The organism is Streptomyces sp. NPDC096046, assembly GCF_040303285.1.
In the GTDB taxonomy this organism is placed as follows: Bacteria; Actinomycetota; Actinomycetes; order Streptomycetales; family Streptomycetaceae; genus Streptomyces.
Genome location: NZ_JBEOSZ010000040.1, coordinates 46,913 through 68,421 on the forward strand (window position 1 = coordinate 46,913; position 21,509 = coordinate 68,421).

Consider the following 21,509-nt stretch of genomic DNA (forward strand, 5'->3'; position numbering starts at 1 on the left):
GGTGCCGCCTTCGCCTGACGCGGGATGTGGGTGGTGCACTTCCGTTTCGCCTCACACGAGTGGGGGTGCCGCCTTCGCCTGACGCGGGATGTGGGTCGGGGCCGCGCCGGGGGGTGTCCGTCCTCGGAAACGGCGCGACGGGGTCGGACGCCGACTCACTCGCGTTGACGCGCCAACCGCTGCGGGCGGACACCCCCGACACGTCCCCTTCGCGCCGTACGCGGGCGCGGACCGCCCCGCTGCGGATATGTGTGCCGCTAGGGGCGATGGACGTCCCACTGCTCGAAGAGCTTGGGGGAAGCACCCCGCGCCGCCGGGGGCTACAGGCTGACCCCGACCGTCACCGGCTCGTTGACCAGGGTGATGCCGAAGGCCTCGCGGACACCGGTCACGACCTCGCGGGCGAGGGCGAGGAGGTCCTCCGTCGTGGCGCTGCCCCGGTTGGTGAGGGCCAGGGTGTGCTTCGTGGAGATGCGGGCGGGGCCGTCGCCGTAGCCCTTGGTGAAGCCCGCCTTGTCGATCAGCCAGGCCGCTGAGGTCTTGGTGCGGCCCTCGCCGGCCGGGTACGCGGGCGGCTCCACCCCGTCGCCGAGCCGCTCGCGCACGCGTGCCCGGAACGTCGCGAAGTCCGTGTCCGGGAGGATCGGGTTGGTGAAGAAGGACCCGGCCGACCAGGTGTCGTGGTCCTCGGGGTCCAGGACCATGCCCTTGCCGGCGCGTAGCTTCAACACGGTGTCGCGGGCCGAGGCGAGGGGCACGCGGTCGCCCGCTTCCACGCCGAGCGCTCGGGCCGTCTCGGCGTACCGGAGGGGCGCGGAGAGGCCCTCGGCGTCCTCCAGGCGCAGGCGGACGCGCAGGACGACGTAGCGCTCCGGGTCGGACTTGAAGCGGCTGTGACGGTAGGAGAAGGCGCAGTCCTCGTTGGCCAGGGTGACCGTCTCGCCGGTGCGGCGGTCGTAGACGACGACCTCGGTGATCGTCGAGGACACCTCCTGGCCGTAGGCCCCGACGTTCTGGATCGGTGTCGCGCCCGCCGAGCCGGGGATGCCGGCCAGGCATTCGATGCCGGCCAGACCCGCCTCGACCGTGCGCGCGACGGCGTCGGTCCAGATCTCGCCCGCGGCCAGCTCCAGCGTCGTGCCGTCGAGGGAGAAGCCCTTGGTGGCGATGACGAGGGCGGTGCCCTCGAAGCCCTTGTCGCCGATGACCAGGTTCGAGCCGCCGCCGATGAGCAACAGCGGGGTGCCCGCCTCGTCGGCTTCGCGGACGGCGGCGATCACCTCGTCGTCCGTGGTCGCGGTGACCAGCCGGGTCGCGGGGCCGCCCAGGCGGAAGGTCGTCAACGGGGCGAGGGGGGCGTCGTGGAGTTCCTGCACGGGCTCAAGACTACGAGACGGCACCGACAGGGTCGGGCAGTCGGCGGAGCGCTTCCGGCCAGGAGAGCGGGAGGTCCCCGCTGTTCACCTGCCAGGTGATGAAGGCCGAGTCCCTCATCTGCGGGGCCAGGCCCCGGGAGGCGGGGCCGTGGGCACCGGCGCGGACGAAGGCGTGGAGCGCGTCCTCGGACTCCCAGGCCGACAGCGTCCAGAAGGTCCGCTTCAGGGGCCGCGCCTTCAGGGTCGCCCCATAGGCGCCGGGGCTGCGGCGGATCTGCCGCCAGACGGCGGGCGTACCGGCGAGGAATCTGAGGGCACCCCACAGGGTGCGGGTCTCGAAGCGGGAGGCGAAGACGTGCACCTCGGTGTCGCGGGGCGGGGTGTTCGGGACGGTCCAGGGAAGGGTGGGCATGGCCGCTTCTCCTTGCTCGGGCTCGTCGGGGTCAGGGGGAGACCGTCTCCGGCACCGGTGCGGGTTCGGCCGTCCGCGCCTGCGGTTGCGGGTGCCGCCGGGTCGGTATCAGCAGGGCCGCGATGCCCGCGAGGGCGACCACCGCGGAGCCGGTCACGAGGGCCGGCCGCATGCCGTCGACGAAGGTCTGGCCGGTCTCGTAGCCGCCCTGGGTCGCGAAGATCGACGCCATGACGGCGATGCCGAGCGCCCCGCCGACCTCGCGCAGGGCGTTGTTGGCTCCGGAGGCGATGCCCTGCTCCGAGGGCCGGACGCTGGACATCACCAGGTGCGAGGCCGGGGCGAAGAACAGCGCCATGCCGATGCCGCTGATGATCAGGGCGGGCAGCTGGGCGGTGTAGGAGGCGTCGGCCGTGGCGACCACCGCCATGTAGCCGAGGCCGAAGGCCTGCAGGAAGAGGCCCGCGGCGACGACCGGGCGGCCGCCGATGCGGTCGGCCAGGATGCCGGCGACGGGGGCGACGAGCATCGGCATGCCGGTCCAGGGCAGCATCCTGAGGCCCGCCTCGGTGGGCGAGTAGCCGAGGACGCCCTGCATGTACTGGCTGAGCAGGAATATCGAGCCGAACATGCCGAGGAACATCAGCAGGCTCGCCGCGTTGATGCCGGCGAAGGCCCGGGAGCGGAAGAGCCGCATCGGGAGCATCGCGTTCTTGGCGCGGGTGCTGTAGAGGACGAATCCGGCGAGCAGGGCCGATCCCGCGAACAGGCCCGTCAGGACGAGGGAGGAGGCCCAGCCGTCGGCCGGGCCGCGGACCAGGCCGTAGACGATGCCGAAAAGGCCGCCGCTGGCGAGCAGGGTGCCGGGGACGTCGAGCGGGGCTCCGGTGCCGTGGGACTCGGCGAGTCGCAGCCGGGCGAGCGGCAGCAGGACCAGGCCCAGCGGGACGTTCAGCCAGAAGATCCACTGCCAGGAGATGTGTTCGGTGAGGGTGCCGCCGACGAGCGGCCCGGAGGCCACGGCGAGTCCGTTGACAGCGCCCCAGATGCCGTAGGCCATGCCGCGCTTGGCGGCGGGCACGGCGGCGGTGAGCAGGGTGAGCGTCAGCGGCATCATCACGGCCGCGCCGGCGCCCTGGACCGCGCGGGCGGCGATGAGGGAGTCGATGCCGGGTGCCATGGCGGCCGCGGCGGAGGCGCCGGTGAAGACGGTGATTCCGGCGACGAACAGCCGGCGGCGGCCGAAGCGGTCACCGAGCGCGGCGCCGAACATCAGCAGGACGGCGAAGGTGAGCGTGTAGGCGCTCACGGTCCATTCCAGGTCGTGCAGTCCTCCGCCGAGGTCCTCGCGGATGGAGGGCAGGGCGGTGGTGACGACGAGGTTGTCGAGGGCCGCCATGAATCCGGCGACGCTGGTGATGACGAGGGCCCAGGCGGCTCCCCCGCGATGTGCGGTCCGCTGTGACATCTCTCCCCCAGAGAGGTGATTCACTTGAGCAATTAGTTATTGATTACTAACTTTAGTCGGCATGGAAAGGGGCGCCGATGCGCTTTCCCCCGTCACGCCTCCAGCCGGCCCGTGAGCTTCGCCGACGGGTACAGGCCCTCCCAGACGCGATGCTCGGGAGGGAAGCCCATTCCCAGCAGACAGTTGATGAGCATCCCGTACGCCAGGAAGGTCGTCGTCTCTTCGGCATCGGCACCCAGCGGCACGTGGACGGTGTCCCACAGCCGCATCCAGCCGGCCCGGACCGACTCACCGAACTCGCGATCGCCCTCCTGCTCGGCGGCCGCCACGGCGGCGTAGATCTGCATCTGCATCATCAGCCGCTCGGGCTGTTCCGCGACGACCTTGGTGTACGCGTTCGCCATGGCATGCTGGGCCGCTTCGCCCTCCAGGCCCTCGGCGGCCTCCTCGAAGGTACGGATGGACTCCTCGACACAGCGCTGCGCCGCCGCCAGGAAGATCGCCTTCTTGCCCGGGAAGAGCCGGAAGAGGTACGGCTGCGACACACCGACCCGGCGGGCGATCGCCTCGGTCGAGGTGCCGTGGTACCCACCGCGGGCGAACTCGGTCATCGCCGCCCGGATGACGCTCTCGCGCCGCTCCTCCGCACTCATCCTGGCCATGCACACGAAGTTAGTGTGCAATCACTAACCCTGTCAAGCGATGGCTCGCAGACGCCATACCTAAGGGGCGCCCCGGGAGGGCGCCCCTTACTCGCGTTCGCGGCCGCCTCAGGCCAGTCGCACAACCGCCCGGGACATGCCCAGCACCTTCTGCCCGGCGCTGGTCGCGGTCAGGTCCACGCGGACGGTGTTGTCGTCGAGCTTGGCGGCGACCTTGCCGGCGACCTCGATCACGGCCCCCTGATCGTCGTTCGGGACGACGACCGGCTTGGTGAAGCGGACGCCGTACTCCACGACCGCACCCGGGTCGCCGGCCCAGTCGGTGACCACGCGGATCGCTTCGGCCATGGTGAACATGCCGTGGGCGATGACGTCCGGCAGGCCGACCTCCTTGGCGAACTTCTCGTTCCAGTGGATCGGGTTGAAGTCGCCGGAGGCGCCCGCGTACCGGACGAGGGTCGCGCGGGTCACGGGGAAAGTCCGGGCGGGCAGTTCGGTGCCGACCTCGACGTCGGAGTAGGAGATCTTCGCGGTCATTTCGCTCACGCCCCCTCGGCCGCGCGGGCCACGAGCTTGGTCCAAGCGGTCACGACGTGCTCGCCGGCCTCGTCGTGCACCTCACCGCGGATGTCGACGATGTCGTTGCCCGCGAGGGACTTGATCGCCTCGATCGTCGAGGTGACCGTGAGCCGGTCGCCGGCGCGGACCGGACGGCGATAGGCGAACTTCTGGTCGCCGTGCACCACGCGGCTGTAGTCCAGGCCGAGCCGGGGGTCCTGGACGACCTCGCCGGCGGCCTTGAAGGTGATCGCGAAGACGAAGGTCGGCGGGGCGATCACGTCGGGGTGACCGAGTGCCTTGGCGGCCTCCGCGTCCGTGTACGCCGGGTTGGCGTCGCCGACCGCCTCGGCGAACTCACGGATCTTCTCGCGGCCCACCTCGTAGGGCGCGGTGGGCGGGTACGTCCGCCCCACGAAGGACTGGTCGAGCGCCATGGCTCGGTACCTCCTGGTAGCTCTACTGACCGGTACGGGTCCCTCAACGACACGAGGCCGCCCCCGATCATCTCGGGAACGGCCTCGTGTACGAGCCTGTTTTTATCGCGTTTCGCGGTGCGCGGTGTGCGCATTGCAACGCGGGCAGTGCTTCTTCATCTCAAGGCGATCCGGGTTGTTACGCCGGTTCTTCTTGGTGATGTAGTTCCGCTCCTTGCACTCCACGCAGGCCAGCGTGATCTTCGGGCGGACGTCGGTGGCAGCCACGTGAGTGCTCCTAAGACGAACGGATGGACTGTTTAACGCAAGAAGAGTAGCCGATCGAAGGACCGACCCCGCAATCGGCTACTGTCAGTAGCGGTGACCGGACTTGAACCGGTGACACAGCGATTATGAGCCGCTTGCTCTACCGACTGAGCTACACCGCTTTGATGTGTCAGGAACCCGTCTCGCGACGGGAACCAGTCACACCAGAGCCCCAAAACGGAATCGAACCGTTGACCTTCTCCTTACCATGGAGACGCTCTGCCGACTGAGCTATTGGGGCGAGCGATGAAGACATTACACGCTCGGCCGCCGTTCGCCCAAATCCGTTTCGAGGCACCCACCCCGGACGCTCGGACCGTCCTCCCGGCAGCCTCGTCAGTACCTCCCGTCGCATGAGCGGACCACGCCGGTACGACTATTGCGCTCCTCCCCGTACCGGGCCAAAGGCCGTCCTAGGCTCGTCTCACTCTGCGTGATCACGCGTCCTCCCGCGCGCAGCCCGAGCCCCTGGAGTGCGATGCCCGACAGCCGGCCGCAGCCACCACCCCCGTCGTCCTCACCGGGTCCGGCCGACCCGTCGTCGCTGCTGCTGTGCGGAGCGCGACTCACCGACGGACGGACCGTGGACGTGCGGCTGGGCGGCGGGCGCATCGAGGCGGTCGGCACGGCCGGCAGTCTGGGAACCGGCGCACCGCGCGCGTGCGGCGCGCGCGTGGACCTCAGCGGCTATCTGCTGCTGCCGGCCCCGGCCGAGCCCCACGCCCACGCCGACACCGCCCTGTCGGCCGCCACCGAAGGACCCGTCTCGTACGAGCCGCAGGACGTGCAGCGCCGGGCCACCGAAGCCGCGCTGCTCCAGCTCGGGCACGGGGCGACGGCGACGCGGGCGCACGTGCGCGTGGGCGACGTCCAGGGGCTCGGTGCGCTGGCGGCCGTGTTGCGGGCGCGGCGGGCGCTGCGGGGGCTGGCGGAGCTGACGACGGTGGCGATGCCCCGGGTGCTGACCGGGGTGGCCGGTGCGGACGGGCTGGCGATGCTGCGGGACGCGGTGAAGATGGGCGCCTCGGTGGTGGGCGGGCGGCCGGACCTGGACCCGGACCCGACCGGCTACGCGGAAGCCGTCCTGGAGGTGGCCTCCGAGCACGGCTGCCCCGTCGACCTGCACACGGACGCCGCGGATCCGGCCCGGCTGGCCCGGCTCGCGGCGATGGCCGGCGGACTGCGCCCCGGGGTGACCCTCAGCCCGTGCGGCGACCTCGGCCGGCTGCCGTCCGACGTGGCCTCGCGCACCGCCGACCAGCTCGCGGCGGCCGGGGTGGCGGTGGTGTGCCTGCCACAGGGCGGCTGCGGCGGTGTCGACCGGCGCGGGGCGGCCCCGGTACGGCTGCTGCGCGCGGCCGGAGTGCGGGTGGCCGCCGGGAGCGGGGCGCTGCGGGACGTGTCCAACCCGGTGGGGCGCGGCGATCCCCTGGAGGCGGCCTTCCTGCTGGCCTCGCGCTACGGGCTGTCGCCCGAGGAGGCGTACGACGGGGTGAGTTCCTCGGCGCGGGCGGTGCTGGGACTGCCCGAGGTGCGGGTGGAGGCGGGTTTTCCGGCCGAGTTGCTCGCGGTGCGCGGGGACCGGCTGTCGGGAGTGCTGTCCCTGGCGTACAGCCGGATCGTCGTGCACCAGGGGCGCGTGGTGGCGCGGACCAGCGCGGTGCGGGAGTACTGCAGTTCGGCGGCCTCGGTGGGACTGGGGCTTCCGCGGCAGGGGCGGGGCGAAGTGCCGTAAGGGCGGCGGGGGGCCGAAGCGCCGTGAGCGGTGGCGGAGCGGGGCCGGTGTCGCGCGGCGCGCGGCGCGCGGCGCGGCGCGCGGTGCAGTCCGGGCGTACGGTCGGAGGCATGCGCATTGTCATTGCTGGTGGTCATGGTCAGATCGCGTTGCGGCTGGAGCGGCTGCTCGCCGCGCGCGGGGACGAAGTGGCGGGAATCATCCGCAAGCCCGAGCAGGCCGACGATCTGCGACAGGCCGGTGCCGAACCGGTCGTGCTCGACCTGGAGTCGGCGTCCGTGGACGAGGTCGCGGAGCGGCTGAGGGGTGCCGACGCCGCGGTCTTCGCGGCGGGCGCGGGCCCGGGCAGCGGGGCGACCCGCAAGGACACGGTGGACAAGGCCGCGGCGGTCCTCTTCGCCGACGCTGCGGTTGCGGCGGGCGTACGGCGGTTCGTGATCGTGTCGTCCATGGGCGCCGACCCGCGCCACCAGGGCGACGAGATCTTCGACGTGTACCTGCGCGCCAAGGGCGAGGCGGACGCGTATGTACGCGGGCTGGACGCTCTGGACTGGACGATCCTGCGCCCCGGTCAGCTCACCGACGACGCCGGCACCGGTCTGGTGCGCCTGGAGGCGCGGACGGGCCGCGGCCCGATTCCGCGCGACGACGTGGCCGCCGTACTGGCGGAGCTGGTGGACACCTCGGCGACGGCCGGACTCACCCTGGAACTGATCAGCGGGTCCGCACCGGTGTCCGTCGCGGTGAAGGCCGTGGCCGGGAACTGAGGTTCGCGGCCGGCCGCACGACGGGGTTCAGAACAGGGGCAGTTGGCCGGGAAAGTCCGGGACCGTGTAGCCCTCGAGGGACGGTTGCTCGGGACCCGGGCGGGCCTGGCGGCGGGAGCCCGGACACGAGGTGAGTTCGCCGTGCTCACGGGCGCCGGGCGGGTCGTGGCGCGCGTACCGCCCCGCGACGACGGCGATCTCGCGGCGGCACTCAGGGCAGATCCTGCGGCGGGAGGACATGGAGCCAGTGTGCCGCGCAAGCGGCCCGGCCACGCCTCTCCCCTGCGGCGACCGCCCTCTCGGAGCGGTCAGGGCGGGCGGGAGCACGCGGTCGCCTCGCACATCCCCGCCCCGGCCGGACCACCGGGGCCGCTCAGCCGGTTGCCCTTCCGAACCACCGGGGCCGCTCAGCCGGTTGCCCTTCCGAACCACCTCGGCAGCCGGTCGAGCAGGTCCTGCTGGTTGTCACCGGCCCAGGCCACATGGCCGTCCGGTCGCAGCAGCACCGCGGGCACGTCGAGTTCGTCACTGACGTCGACGAGGTGGTCGACCCGGTCCGCCCAGCCCGCCGGAGACAGTCCGCCGGTCTGATCGAGCAGCAGTCCGCGACCACCGCGCATCCGCTCGTAGAGGCGGCCCCGCCGCAACCGCACGTCGCGCAGCCGCCGTCCGAGCAGTTCGTGACCCTCGCCGACGTCGTAGCGGACGGCCATGGCGGTGGTCTTCTCGATCAGGTACCGGTTCACCTCCTCGAAGTCCATCAGTTCCCCCATCAGCCGGCGCACGGCCCGCGGCCCCGGCTCGGGCGACAACAGGTGCATCTGCGCACGGGTGTGGTCCAGCACGGCGGCGGCCACCGGGTGGCGTTCGGAGTGGTAGCCGTCCAGCAGTCCTTCCGGGGCCCAGCCGCGCAGTTCGGCGGCCAGTTTCCAGCCGAGGTTGAACGCGTCCTGGATACCGAGGTTGAGCCCCTGCCCGCCGGTCGGCGGGTGGATGTGCGCGGCGTCGCCGGCCAGCAGGACCCGGTCGACGCGGTAGCGCTCGGCCAGCCGGGTGGCATCACCGAAGCGGGAGAGCCAGCGTGGCGAGTGCACACCGAAGTCGGTGCCGGCGAACTTCCGCAGCTGCCGCTTGAACTCCTCGAAGGTCGGCGGAACCGTGCGGTCCTCGGCCACTCCCTCGGCGGGCACGATGACGCGGTACACACCGTCCCGCACGGGCATGGCGCCGAACCGGAGGTGCCTCTTTCGGACTTCGGCTGTCACGGCCGCCAGCTCCTGCGGCGACGCGGCCGGCTCCATCTCGCCCAGCAGCGTCTCGACCCTGGAGGGCTCACCGGGGAAGCCGACGCCGAGCAGTGTGCGCACCGTGCTGCGGCCGCCGTCGCAGCCGACGAGGTAGCGGGAGCGCAGCCGCGTGCCGTCGGCCAGCTCGGCGGTCACACCGTCGCCGTCCTGGCTCAACCCGGCCAGCGCGCAGCCGCGCCGGACCTCGGCTCCGAGCTCGGCGGCGTGCTCGGCCAGCAGACGGTCGGTCACGGGCTGCGGGATACCGAGGACGTACCCGTGTGCGGTGTCGAGCCGGCCGGGCGGTGGCTTGGTGAGGCCGGCGAAGCCGCCGACCGGGTGCCTGCTGCCCTCGGCGAGGAAGCGCTCCAGCAGACCGCGCTGGTCCAGCACCTCGATGCTGCGCACGTGCAGACCGAGCGCACGCACGTAGGGGGCCGGCTCCGCCTCCTTCTCCAGCACGAGCACCCGCACGCCGTGCAGCCGCAGCTCCCCGGCCAGCATCATTCCGGTCGGACCACCGCCGACGATGATCACTTCGATCACGACATCCCCCGATTCTCGGCGGCTTCCGGCTTCAGGCCGAGGATTCTGCGGCACCCCCGGGGCCTTGCCGCAAGGCCCCCCGTGCGCTATAGGTTGAAAGTGGCAAGGAGAGGTGACTCCTTGCCCTTTCCTTTGCTGCTCCTGCCTCCTTTCCCTTGCGGAATGGACCGACGGCGCAGCCTTCGCGACGCCGCCCCGCATGGGTGACGGCGGGTCCGGATGTGGTCCGTCGCTCCGGACTGTCGACCCAGGTGCGAACGGCGGAGGCGGGTGTTCCGGGGTTGGCGGCGATGTTCTCGGCGACGAGGCCCGCAGCCGCACGGGCGGTCAATCAGTCTGAGCGCGCTGCCGGTTGACGGAATCGACGGCTTCGGCCGCCACATCGTCACCACCCCGGCCCGGGCGGGTGTCGGCGGTGCTGTCCCTCCGCGAGCCGCACTCAACACCGTGGATAGTGGACATCTGTGCGTGGAGCTGCCGTATTACACCCAGCGGCAGGAGCCGTCCATCGAGGCGGTGACCGTGGTCTTCAGACCTCCGGTGCTGCTGGTGGTGGCTTTCTTGACCGTGTTGTAGGTGTCGGTGCCCTTGGCACAGAACTGGAGGCTGACCGTACGGCCGCTGTAGGTGCCGTAGCTTCTTCGCGCTCCGGTTGGCCCGGATCAGCTTGCCCGTGACGGTGATCGGCTTGCCCGTGACGGTGATCAGCTTGCCTTTGGTGACCGGCTCCGGCGAGGTGTCGGTGGTGGCCTTGGCCGCGCGCTCGAGCTGGGCGGTCATGGACCTCGTCTCCCGTTCCCCCGTCTTGAGGCCGCCGTCGGCCTTCCACCGCCGCAGCGCGACGCCGACCTTCCCGGTCGTGGCGGTGCTGTTGGAGTCGACGTGCTCCTGGCTCAGGTGCGGGTCGATGCAGAGGTTGCCCTCGCACTCGGCATGCTTGGAGTCGACTTCATTCACATCTCGTCAGGAGAATGCCGTTTCGAGAGGCGGCAGCCCATCTGACGCGCGCATGCCGTCCGGCCGATAGCCGCGCTCCACGCACGGCAGACTTCGACATAACGAAGACCCCCTCTGGGCAGGTCAACGACCTGCCCAGAGGGGGTCTTCCCCAGTGTGGCGGCGCCAGGATTCGAACCTGGGAAGGCTGAGCCGGCAGATTTACAGTCTGCTCCCTTTGGCCGCTCGGGCACACCGCCGGGGTAGCTGCCCGTCGAGCCGCTTTTCCGCGGCGCTCCGTGGCAACGACGTAAACAATACCCGATGCGGAGGGGTGCTTCGCCACCCGATTGATCGGCGCTCGGAGGGCCGGGGGTGGCTAGGCTTGTCCGGATGCGGCCCGGGACCCGAACGGGCCCTGCGGCCGCCCGCATACGCCGGTACGCACGATACGCACCCCGATACAAGGAGCCACAGGACATGGCCGACTCCAGTTTCGACATCGTCTCGAAGGTCGAGCGGCAGGAGGTCGACAACGCACTCAACCAGGCCGCCAAAGAGATCTCGCAGCGCTACGACTTCAAGGGCGTGGGCGCCTCGATCTCGTGGTCCGGTGAGCAGATCCTCATGGAGGCGAACTCCGAGGACCGGGTGAAGGCCATCCTCGACGTCTTCCAGTCCAAGCTGATCAAGCGGGGCATCTCGCTGAAGGCTCTGGACGCCGGCGAGCCCCAGCTCTCCGGCAAGGAGTACAAGATCTTCGCGTCGATCAAGGAGGGCATCTCCCAGGAGAACGCCAAGAAGGTGGCGAAGACCATCCGCGACGAGGGCCCCAAGGGCGTGAAGGCGCAGGTCCAGGGCGAGGAGCTGCGGGTCAGCTCCAAGAGCCGTGACGACCTGCAGGCCGTCATCAATCTGCTCAAGGGCAAGGACTTCGACTTCGCGATGCAGTTCGTGAACTACCGGTAGGTCCGGTCCCCCGGGCTTCCGCCCGCACGGTCACGGAGGGTGGGCACTGCCGGTGCCCGCCCTTCCGGTCTGCCGTCGCGGTCGGCGGGCGCGGTCAGTCGCGCGAGTGGCCGAACAGAAGGCGATAGGCGATCAGGAGGACGAGCGATCCGCCGATCGCCGCCGCCCAGGTCGTCCCGTCGTAGAAGTCCTTGGTGATCGGGTGGTCCATCCAGCGGGCCGATATCCAGCCGCCGATGAAGGCGCCCGCGATGCCGATCAGCGTCGTGCCGATGAGGCCGCCCGGGTCGCGACCCGGCAGCAGGAACTTCGCGATGGCTCCGGCCAACAGTCCGAGGATGATCCAGCTGATGATGGTCATGCCGTGAACCTGCCTTTCATGCTGTGCCCGCACTGTCCCGGCCCTGTGATCCTGCTCCCGGCAGGCCGGGACCCTGCGTCGTGGGTCGGGCGTTTCGCGTGCGGCGGTCGTGCCTCGCGCGTTCACGCCCTGTTGGTGGGCAGGACGTCTCGGCTCGGCCCGCCGGTTGCGCTGATCAGTAAGGTGCGATGCATGACACCCCCCGGTTCCGGACTGCGCCGTACCCTCGGCGTGGGCGACGCCGTCGTCATCGGACTCGGCTCCATGGTGGGAGCCGGGATCTTCGCCGCCCTCGCGCCCGCGGCGCACGCCGCCGGCTCGGGGCTGCTCCTCGGGCTCGCCCTGGCCGCCGTGGTCGCGTACTGCAACGCCATGTCGTCGGCCCGCCTCGCCGCCCTGTATCCGGCTTCAGGGGGCACGTACGTGTACGGGCGGGAGCGGCTCGGGGAGTTCTGGGGGTATCTCGCGGGCTGGTCGTTCGTGGTCGGGAAGACGGCCTCCTGTGCGGCGATGGCGCTCACCGTGGGCACGTACGTCTGGCCGGGGCAGGCACACGCGGTGGCGGTCGCGGCCGTGGTGGCGCTGACGGCGCTGAACTACGGCGGTGTCCAGAAGTCCGCGTGGCTCACACGGGTGATCGTGGCGTTGGTCCTGGCCGTCCTCGCTTTCGTGGTGGTCGTGTGTCTGCTGTCCGGTGAGGCCGACGCCGGGCGGCTGGACGTCGGTGCCTCGACGGGTGCGGACGGCGTGCTGCAGGCGGCCGGTCTGCTGTTCTTCGCGTTCGCCGGGTACGCCCGGATCGCGACCCTCGGTGAGGAGGTGCGGGATCCGGCCCGCACCATTCCGCGGGCGATCCCGCTGGCACTCGGCATCACCCTGGTGGTGTACGCGACCGTGGCGGTGGCTGTCCTTTCGGTACTCGGGTCGGGCGGTCTCGCGGACGCGACGGCACCGCTGGCCGACGCGGTGCGGGCGGCCGGGGCGTCCTGGCTCGTGCCGGTGGTGCGGATCGGTGCGGCGGTGGCCGCGATGGGGTCGCTGCTCGCGCTGATCCTGGGGGTGTCCCGGACGACGCTGGCCATGGCACGGGACCGGCATCTGCCGTCGGCGCTGGCCGCCGTACATCCGCGTTTCCAGGTACCGCACCGGTCGGAGCTGGCCGTGGGTGCGGTGGTCGCTGTCATGGCCGCCACGGTGGACGTCCGGGGCGCGATCGGGTTCTCCTCCTTCGGTGTGCTGGCGTACTACGCCGTGGCCAACGCGTCGGCGTGGACTGTGTCTTCGGCGCCGGCGGCACGCATGGTGCCGGTGGTGGGGCTGGCCGGGTGCGCGGTGCTGGCGTTCTCGCTGCCCGGGGTCTCGGTGGTGGCGGGCGCGGGCGTGCTGGCGGTGGGAGCCGTTGCGTACGCGGTGCGGCGGGGAGTGAAGGCAGGGGGAACCGGAGGGCGGTAGGGCCCGCCTTCCCTCGCGGGCCAGGCACTCATGGGCCTCCCGGCCCGGGCGCTCAGGGGGTCTCCCGGCCCGGATACTTCGGAGGGTCTCGCGCCGGTGGCCGGGGTGTGTGAAGTACTGGCCTGGGAGTGGCTGTTGTGGGTCTCGGTCGTCACTCGGGCGGGCAACTGCTGGATCGCGGTCATGGGTTCATCATGCGGGCCGCCACCGACAGCCGGGTGGGCCTGTGGACAGCCCCCCGTCTGTGGATATCGAGGAGAGCGCCCCTCTCGCCCCTCCGTCAGCGCACCGCGAACGGCTCGTCCGTCCGCACGATGTCCCGCCCCAGCGGGAGCAGCGAGACAGGGATGAGCTTGAAGTTGGCGATGCCCAGCGGGATGCCGATGATCGTGACGCACAGGGCGATGCCGGTGGCGATGTGGCCGAGGGTGAGCCACCATCCCGCGAGCACCAGCCACAGCACGTTGCCCACACAGGACGGGGCGCCCGCGTCACGGCGTTCGACCGTCGTGTATCCGAAGGGCCACAGGGCGTAGACGCCGATACGGAAGGCCGCGATGCCGAACGGGATGCCGATGATCGTGATGCACAGGAGCAGGCCCGCGAGCATGTAGGCGAGGAACAGCCAGAAGCCGCTCAGGACGAGCCATATGACGTTGAGAATGGTCCTCACTGGTTCCCACCTGCCATCTTCTCGAGCCGGGCGATGCGTTCCGCCATCGGCGGGTGTGTGGAGAACATCTTCGAAAGGCCCTGACCGGGCCGGAACGGGTTGGCGATCATCATGTGACTGGCGGTCTCGATGCGCGGCTCGGGCGGCAGCGGGAGCTGCTTCGTGCCGAGTTCGAGCTTGCGCAGGGCGCTGGCCAGGGCGAGCGGATCGCCGGTCAGCCGTGCGCCGGAGGCGTCCGCCTGGTACTCCCGGGAGCGGCTGATGGCCAGTTGGATGAGCGAGGCGGCGAGCGGGCCCAGGAGCATGATCAGCAGCATGCCGAGCAGGCCGGGGCCGTCGTCGTCGTCCGAGCGCCCGATGGGGATGAGCCAGGCGAAGTTGACCAGGAACATGATGACCGAGGCGAGGGCGCCGGCGACCGACGAGATGAGGATGTCGCGGTTGTAGACGTGGCTGAGCTCGTGGCCGATGACCCCGCGCAGCTCGCGCTCGTCCAGCAGGCGCAGGATGCCGTCGGTGCAGCACACCGCGGCGTTGCGCGGGTTGCGGCCGGTGGCGAAGGCGTTGGGCGCTTCCGTCGGGGAGATGTACAGGCGCGGCATGGGCTGGCGGGCCTGGGTGGAGAGCTCGCGGACCATGCGGTAGAGGCCGGGGGCCTCGAACTCGCTCACCGGGCGGGCGCGCATGGCGCGCAGTGCCAGTTTGTCGCTGTTCCAGTACGCGTACGCGTTGGTGGCCAGTGCGACCACGACGGCGATGACGAGCCCCATGCGGCCGAAGAAGCTGCCGATGACGATGATGAGTGCGGACAGTCCTCCGAGGAGGATCGCTGTCCTGAGCCCGTTGTGCCGGCGGTGCACGGTGCGCCCTCCAAGTGGTGCGGCAGGGGGACCTTTGCTTGCTGGTTGTCGGTGCCACTGGTGCCGCGCTCTCACGTCCAGTGGACCCTCCCGTACTGGTCAACGCCAGGCGGGAGGCTCTAGTTCCCTGGTGCGCGCGGCGCCGGGTGTGGACCGTCCGGGTTGCGGCGCCGGGAAGCGGCACGCGCGCGTGGGGGCGAGTGCCCCACGCGCGCGCGGTGTAAGCGGCCGGTTTTCCAGGAAGCCCGGTCTGTTCAGAAGAGCCCGGTGTCGGTGAAGCGCAGGACCAGCTGGGGTGCGCCGGACAGGGCGATGCCGAGAACGCCGGTCAGGGCGATCGTCGCGGTGACGGGGCCGGGGACGCGGTGCTTCTCGGGTTCGCCCTCGGGGGTGCGGAAGAGCAGGGCCGTCCACTGGAGGTAGTAGAACAGCGCGATGACGACGTTGACGGCCATAATCACGGCGAGCCAGCCGAGGCCGGCGTCGACGGCCGCCGAGAAGACGGTGACCTTGGCGAAGAGGCCGATGACGCCCGGGGGCAGTCCGGCGAGGCAGAGCAGGAAGAACGCCAGGAGCAGCGCGGACAGGGGGCTCGACGCGTAGAGGCCGCGGTAGTCGGCGACGCGGTTGAGGGACTTCGTGCGGCCGACCAGCGCGGCCACGGCGAAGGCGCCCAGGTTCACCGCGCCGTACATCAGGGCGTAGGCCACGGTGGAGCCGATCGACTTCTCGGCGTCCCGGGAGTACGCGGCGGCGGCGATCGGCACCAGGAGGTAGCCGGCCTGGCCGACGGAGGACCAGGCGAGCAGGCGGACCGCGCTGTACGCGCGCGTGGCCTGCTGGCGCAGGGCTCCGGCGTTGCCGACGGTCATGGTGAGCGCGGCCAGGACGGCCAGGGCTGGTCCCCAGATGTCGGCGTACGACGGGAGGGCCACGACCGTGACGAGGATCAGGCCGCTGAAGCCGACGGCCTTGCCGATGACCGACAGGTAGGCCGCGATGGGCAGAGGCGCCCCCACGTACGTGTCGGGCACCCAGAAGTGGAAGGGCACGGCGGCGGTCTTGAAGGCGAAGCCGACGAGGGTGAGGACGACGCCGGTGTCCGCGAGCGTGTGGAGCTGGCCGTCGACCTGCTGGATGCGGTCGGCGACCTGGGTCAGGTAGAGGGTGCCCGTGGAGGCGTACAGGAAGCTGATGCCCATGAGGCTGACCGCGGTGGCGGTGACCGAGGACAGGAAGAACTTCAGGGCCGCCTCGGAGGACTTCCGGTCGCCGTACTTGAGGCCGACCAGCGCGAAGGCGGGCAGGGAGGCGACCTCCAGGGCGACGATCAGCGTCGCGAGGTCGCGGGAGGCGGGCAGCAGGGCGGCACCTGCCGCGGAGGACAGCAGCAGGAACCAGTACTCGCCTTCGGGGAGGTCCTTGCGGGCGTCCTTCAGGGCGGTGACGGACAGGAGGGCGGCGAGGAGGGCTCCGCCGAGGACCAGGAACTGGATGACCAGGGTGAAGCGGTCGGCGGTGTAGCTGCACACGGCGGCGTCGCCGGTCAGGCAGAAGGTGCCGCGGTCGCCGTCCAGCAGGGGCAGCAGCATGGCCGTGGCGACGGCCAGGCCCGCCACCGATGTCCAGCCGAGCAGGGCCTTGCGGTGCTCGGCGACGAACAGGTCGGCGACCAGCACGGCGAGGGCGACGACCGCCGCGACGGTGGGCGGTGCGATGGCGAGCCAGTCGACGGACTGGACCAGCGAGGCGGCCAGGGACTGGGCCGGGGCGCTCATCGGGTGCCTCCTGCGAGGAGCTGCTGGACGGCCGGGTCGCTCAGGCCGAGGAGAGCCTTGGGCCACAGGCCCGCGACGACGGTGAGGACGACGAGCGGGGTCCACGCCGCGAACTCGTACGAGCGGACGTCGGTGAGCCCGGGGGCGTCCTTGGACAGGGCGCCCATGCAGACGCGGCGGACCACGATCAGCAGGTACGCGGCCGTCAGCAGCGTGCCGAACGCGCCGATCGCCATGAAGGTGAGGAACGCGGGCCGGCTGAGGCCCTCGGCCGGCTGGAACGCGCCGAACAGGGCCAGCATCTCGCCCCAGAAACCGGCCAGGCCCGGCAGGCCGAGGGAGGCGACGGCGGCGAAGGCGAGCAGGCCGCCGAGGCGCGGGGCCCTGCCGTACAGGGCGGCTCCGGTCTCCTCGGCGAGGGTGTCGAGGTCGGTGGTGCCGGTGCGGTCCTTCAGGGCGCCGACCAGGAAGAACAGCAGACCGGTGATGAGGCCGTGGGCGATGTTGGCGAACAGGGCGCCGTTCACGCCGGTCGGGGTCATGGTCGAGATGCCGAGCAGGACGAAGCCCATGTGGCCGACGGAGGAGTAGGCGATGAGGCGCTTGAGGTCGCCCTTCGCGCCCTGCTTGGCGAGCGCCAGGCAGGCCAGCGATCCGTAGATGATGCCGACGACGGCCAGGGCGGCGAGGTAGGGCGCGAAGGTGCGGAACCCGTCCGGTGCGATGGGGAGCAGGATCCGGACGAACCCGTACGTACCCATCTTCAGCAGGACGCCGGCCAGGAGGACCGAGCCGACGGTGGGCGCGGCGGTGTGGGCGTCGGGCAGCCAGCTGTGCAGCGGCCACATCGGCGTCTTCACGGCGAGCCCGATCCCGATCGCCAGAACGGCGATGACCTGCACGGATGTGGTCAGCGACCGGCCGTTGTCAGTGGCGAGTGCCACCATGTCGAACGTGCCCGCCTTGATTCCGATCAGGAGCAGGCCGAGCAGCATGACCACGGAGCCGAGCAGCGTGTAAAGGATGAACCGCCAGGCGGCCTGGCTCCGGCCCTCGCCGCCCCAGCGGGCGATGAGGAAGTACATCGGGATGAGGACCATCTCGAAGGCGAGGAAGAACAGCAGCAGGTCGAGGGCGGCGAAGGTCGCCAGCGTGCCGGACTCGAGGACGAGCAGCAGGGCGACGAAGGCCTTCGGGCTCGGACCCGCGGCCCGCGGCGTCAGCCGCTGATGTTGCTGCTTGAAGTACGAGTAGAGCGCGCAGAGGAAGGTCAGCAGCGCGGTCAGGAACAGAAGGGGGAGGGAGATGCCGTCGATGCCGAGGTGGATGCGTACGTCGAGTGCGGGGATCCAGCTGATGTCGGTGCTGGCCTGCATCTTCGACGGCTGGTCGTGGTCGAAGCCGAGCGCGAGGACGATCGCCGCGATGAGGATCGCGCCCGTGACGGTGACGCCGTGCCGGAGCACGGCCTGCTCGGGCGACTTCCCTTTCAGCCCGGGCGGGGCGGGCAGGAGAGCGGCGGCGGCGCCGAGGAGCGGGCCGACGACGACGAACGCCAGAAGGAACTGCATCACGGACTCGTTGATATCGATCACGCCTGCTCACGCTCCCGTGGCGACGAGGACGACGGCGACCGCGAGGACGACGGTGCCGGCGAGCAGCGCGCTCACATAGGTCTGGACGTTGCCGGTCTGGGCGCGCCGTACGGCGGTGCCGAGCCAGCGCGGCAGCGCACCCGCACCGCGCACGTACGTCTCGACGACCTCGCGGTCGAGGAACCGGACGAGGCTCGCTCCGGCCTGGACCGGGCGGACGAAGAGGGCCGAGTACACGGCGTCCACGTGGAAGCCGGCGGCGGCGTGCCGGTGCAGGGGGCCGAGCAGCAGCTGTCCCGGGTCGGCGGGGTCCGGCGCGTAGGCGATGTCCCCGTAGGCCGGCTCGTGTGTGGCGATGGCTTCCGCCTCGACCTGCGCGGCGTCGCCCTCGGGGTGGGCCGCGACGGCGCCGAGCGGGACGCGGGCGGTGAGCGCGGAGGTGTGCCGCCAGGCGGCGTAGGTGACGATGCCGCCGACCAGGGCCACGCCCGTACCGAGCACGGAGGTGGTCAGGGTCGGACCGAGGTCGCGGCCGTCGAACCAGTCGGGCAGCAGACGGAAGGTGAACCCGCCGAGGGCCAGGGACGGGACGGCCAGCACCCACAGCACGACGGTCATCGTCAGCGGCTGCCTGCCGTGGTCGGGGGCCTCGGTGCCCCGGCCCCGGAAGGCCAGCAGCCACAGGCGCATCGCGTAGGCGGCGGTGAGCACGGCCGTGAGCAGACCGGCGACGAGGACGATCCAGCCCGCGACGGCGGGGGCGTGCTCGGTGTGTCCGGTGACGACGTGCTCGGCGACGCCGAGGACGGCCTCCTTGGAGAAGAAGCCGCTGAACGGCGGGATCGCGGCGAGGGCGAGGAGCGCCACGGTCATCGTCCAGTAGGCGTCGGGGACGCGGTCGCGCAGGTTCCGCATGCGGGACAGGGCGGCGAGCGAGTTGGTGCCGGCGGCGTGGATGATCACGCCCGCGGCGAGGAACAGCAGCGCCTTGAAGGCGCCGTGGGACAGGAGGTGGAAGACGGCGGCACCACGGTCGCCGACGGCGAGGGCGCCCGTCATGTAGCCGAGCTGGCCGATCGTCGAGTAGGCGAGGACGCGCTTGATGTCGTCCTGGGCGAGCGCGGCGAGCGCCGAGCCGGTCATCGTGACGGCGGCCATGACGGCGAGGACGACCATCGCGGCCTGGGAGGCCTCGAAGACCGGGAGGAGACGGGCGATGAAGTAGACGCCGGCGGCGACCATGGTCGCGGCGTGGATCAGCGCGGAGACGGGGGTCGGGCCCGCCATCGCGTCGGGCAGCCAGGTGTGCAGGGGGAACTGCGCCGACTTGCCCGCCACACCCGCGAGGAGCAGCAGGGCGATCAGCGTCGGATGGTCGAGTCCGCCGCTCGCGACGGTGCCGAGGATCCGGGTGATGCGGAACGAGCCGGCGTCGGTGGCCAGGGCGAACAGGCCGATGAGGAAGGGGACGTCGCCGAGCTTGGTGACCAGGAAGGCCTTGAGGGAGGCGGCCCGGGCCTCCGGGGTCTCCCAGTAGTGCCCGACGAGGAAGTAGGAACAGATGCCCATGACTTCCCAGCCGACCAGCAGCACCATCAGGTCACCCGAGTAGACGACCAGGAGCATCGCGGAGGTGAACAGGGAGACGAGGGCGGCGTAGGAGGGGTAGCGCGGATCGTCGCGCAGGTAGCCCGTCGAGTAGATCTGCACGCAGGAGGCGACCAGGCCGACCAGGACGGCGACGAGGGCGGCGAAGCCGTCGATGTGCAGGGCCAGCTCGATCGGGACCGAGCCGGTGGGGGTGAGTTCCGTGGCCGAGTCGACGGCCGCGTCGCCGCCCTGGCGCACGGCGACCAGCACGGCGAGGACCAGGGAGGTGAGCGTCGGCAGGACGGCGAGCGGGCGGACGAAGCCGGGTGCCGTGCGGCCGAGGAGCAGGCCGGCGGCGGCGCCGAGGAACGGAAGGAGGGGGACGAGGACGGCGAGGGTGGTCGTGGTCACGCGGTGGCCTCAGCCTTCTGGGCCTCGTCGGGCTTCCCGGCCGTGCGGGCGTCGTGGTCGAGGTCGTCGGGGTCGTGCCGTTCGGCGGTGTCGCGGAGCCTGTCGATGTCCGCGGTGCCGCGGTTGCGGTGGACGGCGAGGACGATCGCCAGACCGATGCCGATCTCGGCGGCGGCGATGGCGATGGTGAACAGGGTCAGGGCCTGGCCGGAGTGCAGGGTGTCCTCGGCGGTCTTGCTCAGCCAGACGTCGAAGGCGACCAGGTTGAGGTTGACGGCGTTGAGCATCAGCTCGACCGACATCAGGACCAGGATCGCGTTGCGGCGGGCGAGGACGCCGTACAGGCCCGTGCAGAAGAGGAGGGCGGACAGCACGGCGGGATAGGCGAGGTGCATCAGCGGGCCCCTTCCGTGTCACGCCGGGTGTCCGTGCCGCTGGGGGTGGTGGCGTCGGCCTTCGCCTTGCGGGACAGGACGATCGCGCCGACCAGGGCGGCGAGGAGGAGGACGGAGAGGGCCTCGAAGGGGAGGACCCAGTTCTGGAAGAGGCTCGCGCCGGTCACCTCGGTGGAGCCGGCGGCGGGGCCGTCCAGGTCGATCCAGGTCGTGCGGAAGGCGTCGACGACGACCCAGACCAGGGCGGCGGCCGCGGCGACGGCCACGGTGAGGGCGGCCCAGCGGTTGCCCGAGTCGGCGTCCGGGGAGCGGCCGATGGGGGCCCGGGTGAGCATCAGGCCGAACAGGAGGAGGACGACCACGGAACCGACGTAGATGAGGACCTGCACCCAGGCGATGAACTCCGCGGTGAGCAGGAGGTACTCGACGGCCAGGCCGCCGAGGGCGACCACCAGCCACAGGGCGGCGTGCACCAGCTGCCGGGTGGTGACGGTGACGAGCGCGGCGCCGAAGGTGACCAGGCCGACGAGGAGGAAGGCGATCTCGACGCCGGTCGGGGAGAGGAAGCCGTGGGTTTCGGCGGCGGCCTCGGTGGTCCGGCCCGTCGCGAGGAGAGCTGCGGTCGCGGCGAAGGTCATTCCTGGCCCTCCTGCCCCGGCCTCGGCTGGCTCGATCCGGGCTGACCCGGCTCGGACCGACCCGGCCTGGACTGTCCCAGATCAGGCTGACCCGGCCCGGGCTGTCCCGGCTCGGGCTGTCCCGGCCTGGACTGTCCCAGATCAGGCTGTCCCGGCTCGGACCGACCCGGCCTGGACTGTCCCGGATCGGGCTGACCCGGCCCGGGCTGTCCCGGCCTGGACTGTCCCAGATCAGGCTGTCCCGGCTCGGACCGACCCGGCCTGGACTGTCCCGGATCGGGCTGACCCGGCCCGGGCT

Annotated in this window: 22 protein-coding genes and 3 tRNA genes; 4 read left to right on the forward strand and 21 right to left on the reverse strand. The window is 71.3% G+C overall.

Annotated elements, in window-relative coordinates; genetic code table 11:
• Positions 1-320 precede the first annotated feature (320 nt).
• The 9 genes from ABTX62_RS28220 to ABTX62_RS28260 all read right to left on the reverse strand — a co-directional run bounded on the left by ABTX62_RS28220 (position 321) and on the right by ABTX62_RS28260 (position 5,460).
• A complete protein-coding gene (locus ABTX62_RS28220; RefSeq protein WP_352118827.1) occupies positions 321-1,376 on the reverse strand; it encodes a UDP-N-acetylmuramate dehydrogenase in 1,056 nt (351 codons plus the stop codon).
• A 10-nt stretch (positions 1,377-1,386) separates the two neighbouring features.
• Positions 1,387-1,788, reverse strand: a complete 402-nt coding sequence (locus ABTX62_RS28225; protein WP_352118828.1) for a DUF3291 domain-containing protein — start codon at positions 1,786-1,788, stop codon at positions 1,387-1,389.
• A 31-nt stretch (positions 1,789-1,819) separates the two neighbouring features.
• A complete protein-coding gene (locus ABTX62_RS28230; protein ID WP_352118829.1) occupies positions 1,820-3,256 on the reverse strand; it encodes an MFS transporter in 1,437 nt (478 codons plus the stop codon).
• 92 nt (positions 3,257-3,348) lie between these two features.
• Positions 3,349-3,918 (reverse strand): TetR/AcrR family transcriptional regulator, encoded by a 570-nt coding sequence (locus ABTX62_RS28235; protein WP_352118830.1) that lies wholly within the window; start codon positions 3,916-3,918, stop codon positions 3,349-3,351.
• Positions 3,919-4,026: 108 nt separating this feature from the next.
• The gene (locus ABTX62_RS28240) at positions 4,027-4,455 is read right to left on the reverse strand and encodes a MaoC family dehydratase (RefSeq protein WP_352118847.1); all 429 of its coding nucleotides are present in this window, start codon (positions 4,453-4,455) and stop codon (positions 4,027-4,029) included.
• Between the two features lie 5 nt (positions 4,456-4,460).
• A complete protein-coding gene (locus ABTX62_RS28245) occupies positions 4,461-4,913 on the reverse strand; it encodes an FAS1-like dehydratase domain-containing protein (protein WP_283973868.1) in 453 nt (150 codons plus the stop codon).
• 102 nt (positions 4,914-5,015) lie between these two features.
• Positions 5,016-5,180 (reverse strand): 50S ribosomal protein L33, encoded by a 165-nt coding sequence (rpmG, locus tag ABTX62_RS28250; RefSeq protein WP_003948671.1) that lies wholly within the window; start codon positions 5,178-5,180, stop codon positions 5,016-5,018.
• Between the two features lie 88 nt (positions 5,181-5,268).
• Positions 5,269-5,341, reverse strand: a tRNA-Met gene (locus ABTX62_RS28255).
• A gap of 46 nt (positions 5,342-5,387) precedes the next feature.
• Positions 5,388-5,460: transfer RNA gene (locus tag ABTX62_RS28260), tRNA-Thr, on the reverse strand.
• 237 nt (positions 5,461-5,697) lie between these two features.
• On the opposite strand from ABTX62_RS28260, the gene ABTX62_RS28265 reads away from it, so the two are divergent.
• Both ABTX62_RS28265 and ABTX62_RS28270 read left to right on the forward strand, forming a co-directional pair.
• A complete protein-coding gene (locus ABTX62_RS28265) occupies positions 5,698-6,954 on the forward strand; it encodes an amidohydrolase family protein (protein ID WP_352118831.1) in 1,257 nt (418 codons plus the stop codon).
• Positions 6,955-7,064: 110 nt separating this feature from the next.
• Positions 7,065-7,721: an NAD(P)H-binding protein gene (locus tag ABTX62_RS28270; protein ID WP_352118832.1), complete on the forward strand. Its 657-nt coding sequence runs from the start codon at positions 7,065-7,067 to the stop codon at positions 7,719-7,721.
• A gap of 27 nt (positions 7,722-7,748) precedes the next feature.
• Here the strand turns inward: ABTX62_RS28270 and ABTX62_RS28275 are convergent, their stop codons facing one another.
• From ABTX62_RS28275 to ABTX62_RS28290, 4 genes are all read right to left on the reverse strand, one after another.
• Positions 7,749-7,961, reverse strand: a complete 213-nt coding sequence (locus ABTX62_RS28275) for a hypothetical protein (RefSeq protein ID WP_352118833.1) — start codon at positions 7,959-7,961, stop codon at positions 7,749-7,751.
• Between the two features lie 167 nt (positions 7,962-8,128).
• On the reverse strand, positions 8,129-9,553 hold the full coding sequence (rox, locus tag ABTX62_RS28280; protein WP_352118834.1) for a rifampin monooxygenase: 1,425 nt from the start codon (positions 9,551-9,553) through the stop codon (positions 8,129-8,131).
• A 327-nt stretch (positions 9,554-9,880) separates the two neighbouring features.
• Positions 9,881-10,510 (reverse strand): hypothetical protein, encoded by a 630-nt coding sequence (locus ABTX62_RS28285; RefSeq protein WP_502998025.1) that lies wholly within the window; start codon positions 10,508-10,510, stop codon positions 9,881-9,883.
• Positions 10,511-10,667: 157 nt separating this feature from the next.
• Positions 10,668-10,749 (reverse strand) — tRNA-Tyr (locus tag ABTX62_RS28290).
• A gap of 220 nt (positions 10,750-10,969) precedes the next feature.
• Between ABTX62_RS28290 and ABTX62_RS28295 the strand changes: the two genes are divergently transcribed.
• The gene (locus tag ABTX62_RS28295) at positions 10,970-11,458 is read left to right on the forward strand and encodes a YajQ family cyclic di-GMP-binding protein (protein ID WP_352118835.1); all 489 of its coding nucleotides are present in this window, start codon (positions 10,970-10,972) and stop codon (positions 11,456-11,458) included.
• A gap of 94 nt (positions 11,459-11,552) precedes the next feature.
• Here the strand turns inward: ABTX62_RS28295 and ABTX62_RS28300 are convergent, their stop codons facing one another.
• Complete coding sequence (locus ABTX62_RS28300; RefSeq protein WP_030234067.1) at positions 11,553-11,819, reverse strand: GlsB/YeaQ/YmgE family stress response membrane protein; 267 nt, start codon at positions 11,817-11,819, stop codon at positions 11,553-11,555.
• 192 nt (positions 11,820-12,011) lie between these two features.
• Between ABTX62_RS28300 and ABTX62_RS28305 the strand changes: the two genes are divergently transcribed.
• Complete coding sequence (locus tag ABTX62_RS28305) at positions 12,012-13,271, forward strand: APC family permease (protein ID WP_352118836.1); 1,260 nt, start codon at positions 12,012-12,014, stop codon at positions 13,269-13,271.
• A gap of 280 nt (positions 13,272-13,551) precedes the next feature.
• Here the strand turns inward: ABTX62_RS28305 and ABTX62_RS28310 are convergent, their stop codons facing one another.
• From ABTX62_RS28310 to ABTX62_RS28340, 7 genes are all read right to left on the reverse strand, one after another.
• On the reverse strand, positions 13,552-13,944 hold the full coding sequence (locus ABTX62_RS28310) for a YccF domain-containing protein (RefSeq protein ID WP_283974144.1): 393 nt from the start codon (positions 13,942-13,944) through the stop codon (positions 13,552-13,554).
• Entirely contained in the window at positions 13,941-14,804 is an 864-nt protein-coding gene (gene htpX, locus ABTX62_RS28315) for a zinc metalloprotease HtpX (protein WP_283974143.1), read from the reverse strand. The genes ABTX62_RS28310 and htpX overlap by 4 nt, the downstream gene beginning before the upstream one ends.
• Positions 14,805-15,058: 254 nt before the next feature.
• Positions 15,059-16,582: an NADH-quinone oxidoreductase subunit N gene (locus ABTX62_RS28320; RefSeq protein WP_352118837.1), complete on the reverse strand. Its 1,524-nt coding sequence runs from the start codon at positions 16,580-16,582 to the stop codon at positions 15,059-15,061.
• The gene (locus ABTX62_RS28325) at positions 16,579-18,177 is read right to left on the reverse strand and encodes a complex I subunit 4 family protein (protein WP_352118838.1); all 1,599 of its coding nucleotides are present in this window, start codon (positions 18,175-18,177) and stop codon (positions 16,579-16,581) included. Before ABTX62_RS28325 ends, ABTX62_RS28320 begins: the two co-directional genes overlap by 4 nt.
• A 6-nt stretch (positions 18,178-18,183) precedes the next feature.
• On the reverse strand, positions 18,184-20,178 hold the full coding sequence (locus ABTX62_RS28330) for an NADH-quinone oxidoreductase subunit 5 family protein (RefSeq protein ID WP_352118839.1): 1,995 nt from the start codon (positions 20,176-20,178) through the stop codon (positions 18,184-18,186).
• Positions 20,175-20,573, reverse strand: a complete 399-nt coding sequence (gene nuoK, locus ABTX62_RS28335) for an NADH-quinone oxidoreductase subunit NuoK (RefSeq protein WP_352118840.1) — start codon at positions 20,571-20,573, stop codon at positions 20,175-20,177. The genes ABTX62_RS28330 and nuoK overlap by 4 nt, the downstream gene beginning before the upstream one ends.
• Positions 20,573-21,211, reverse strand: coding sequence for an NADH-quinone oxidoreductase subunit J family protein (locus tag ABTX62_RS28340; protein ID WP_352118841.1), 639 nt, complete (start codon positions 21,209-21,211; stop codon positions 20,573-20,575). The genes nuoK and ABTX62_RS28340 overlap by 1 nt, the downstream gene beginning before the upstream one ends.
• Between the last annotated feature and the right edge of the window lie 298 nt (positions 21,212-21,509).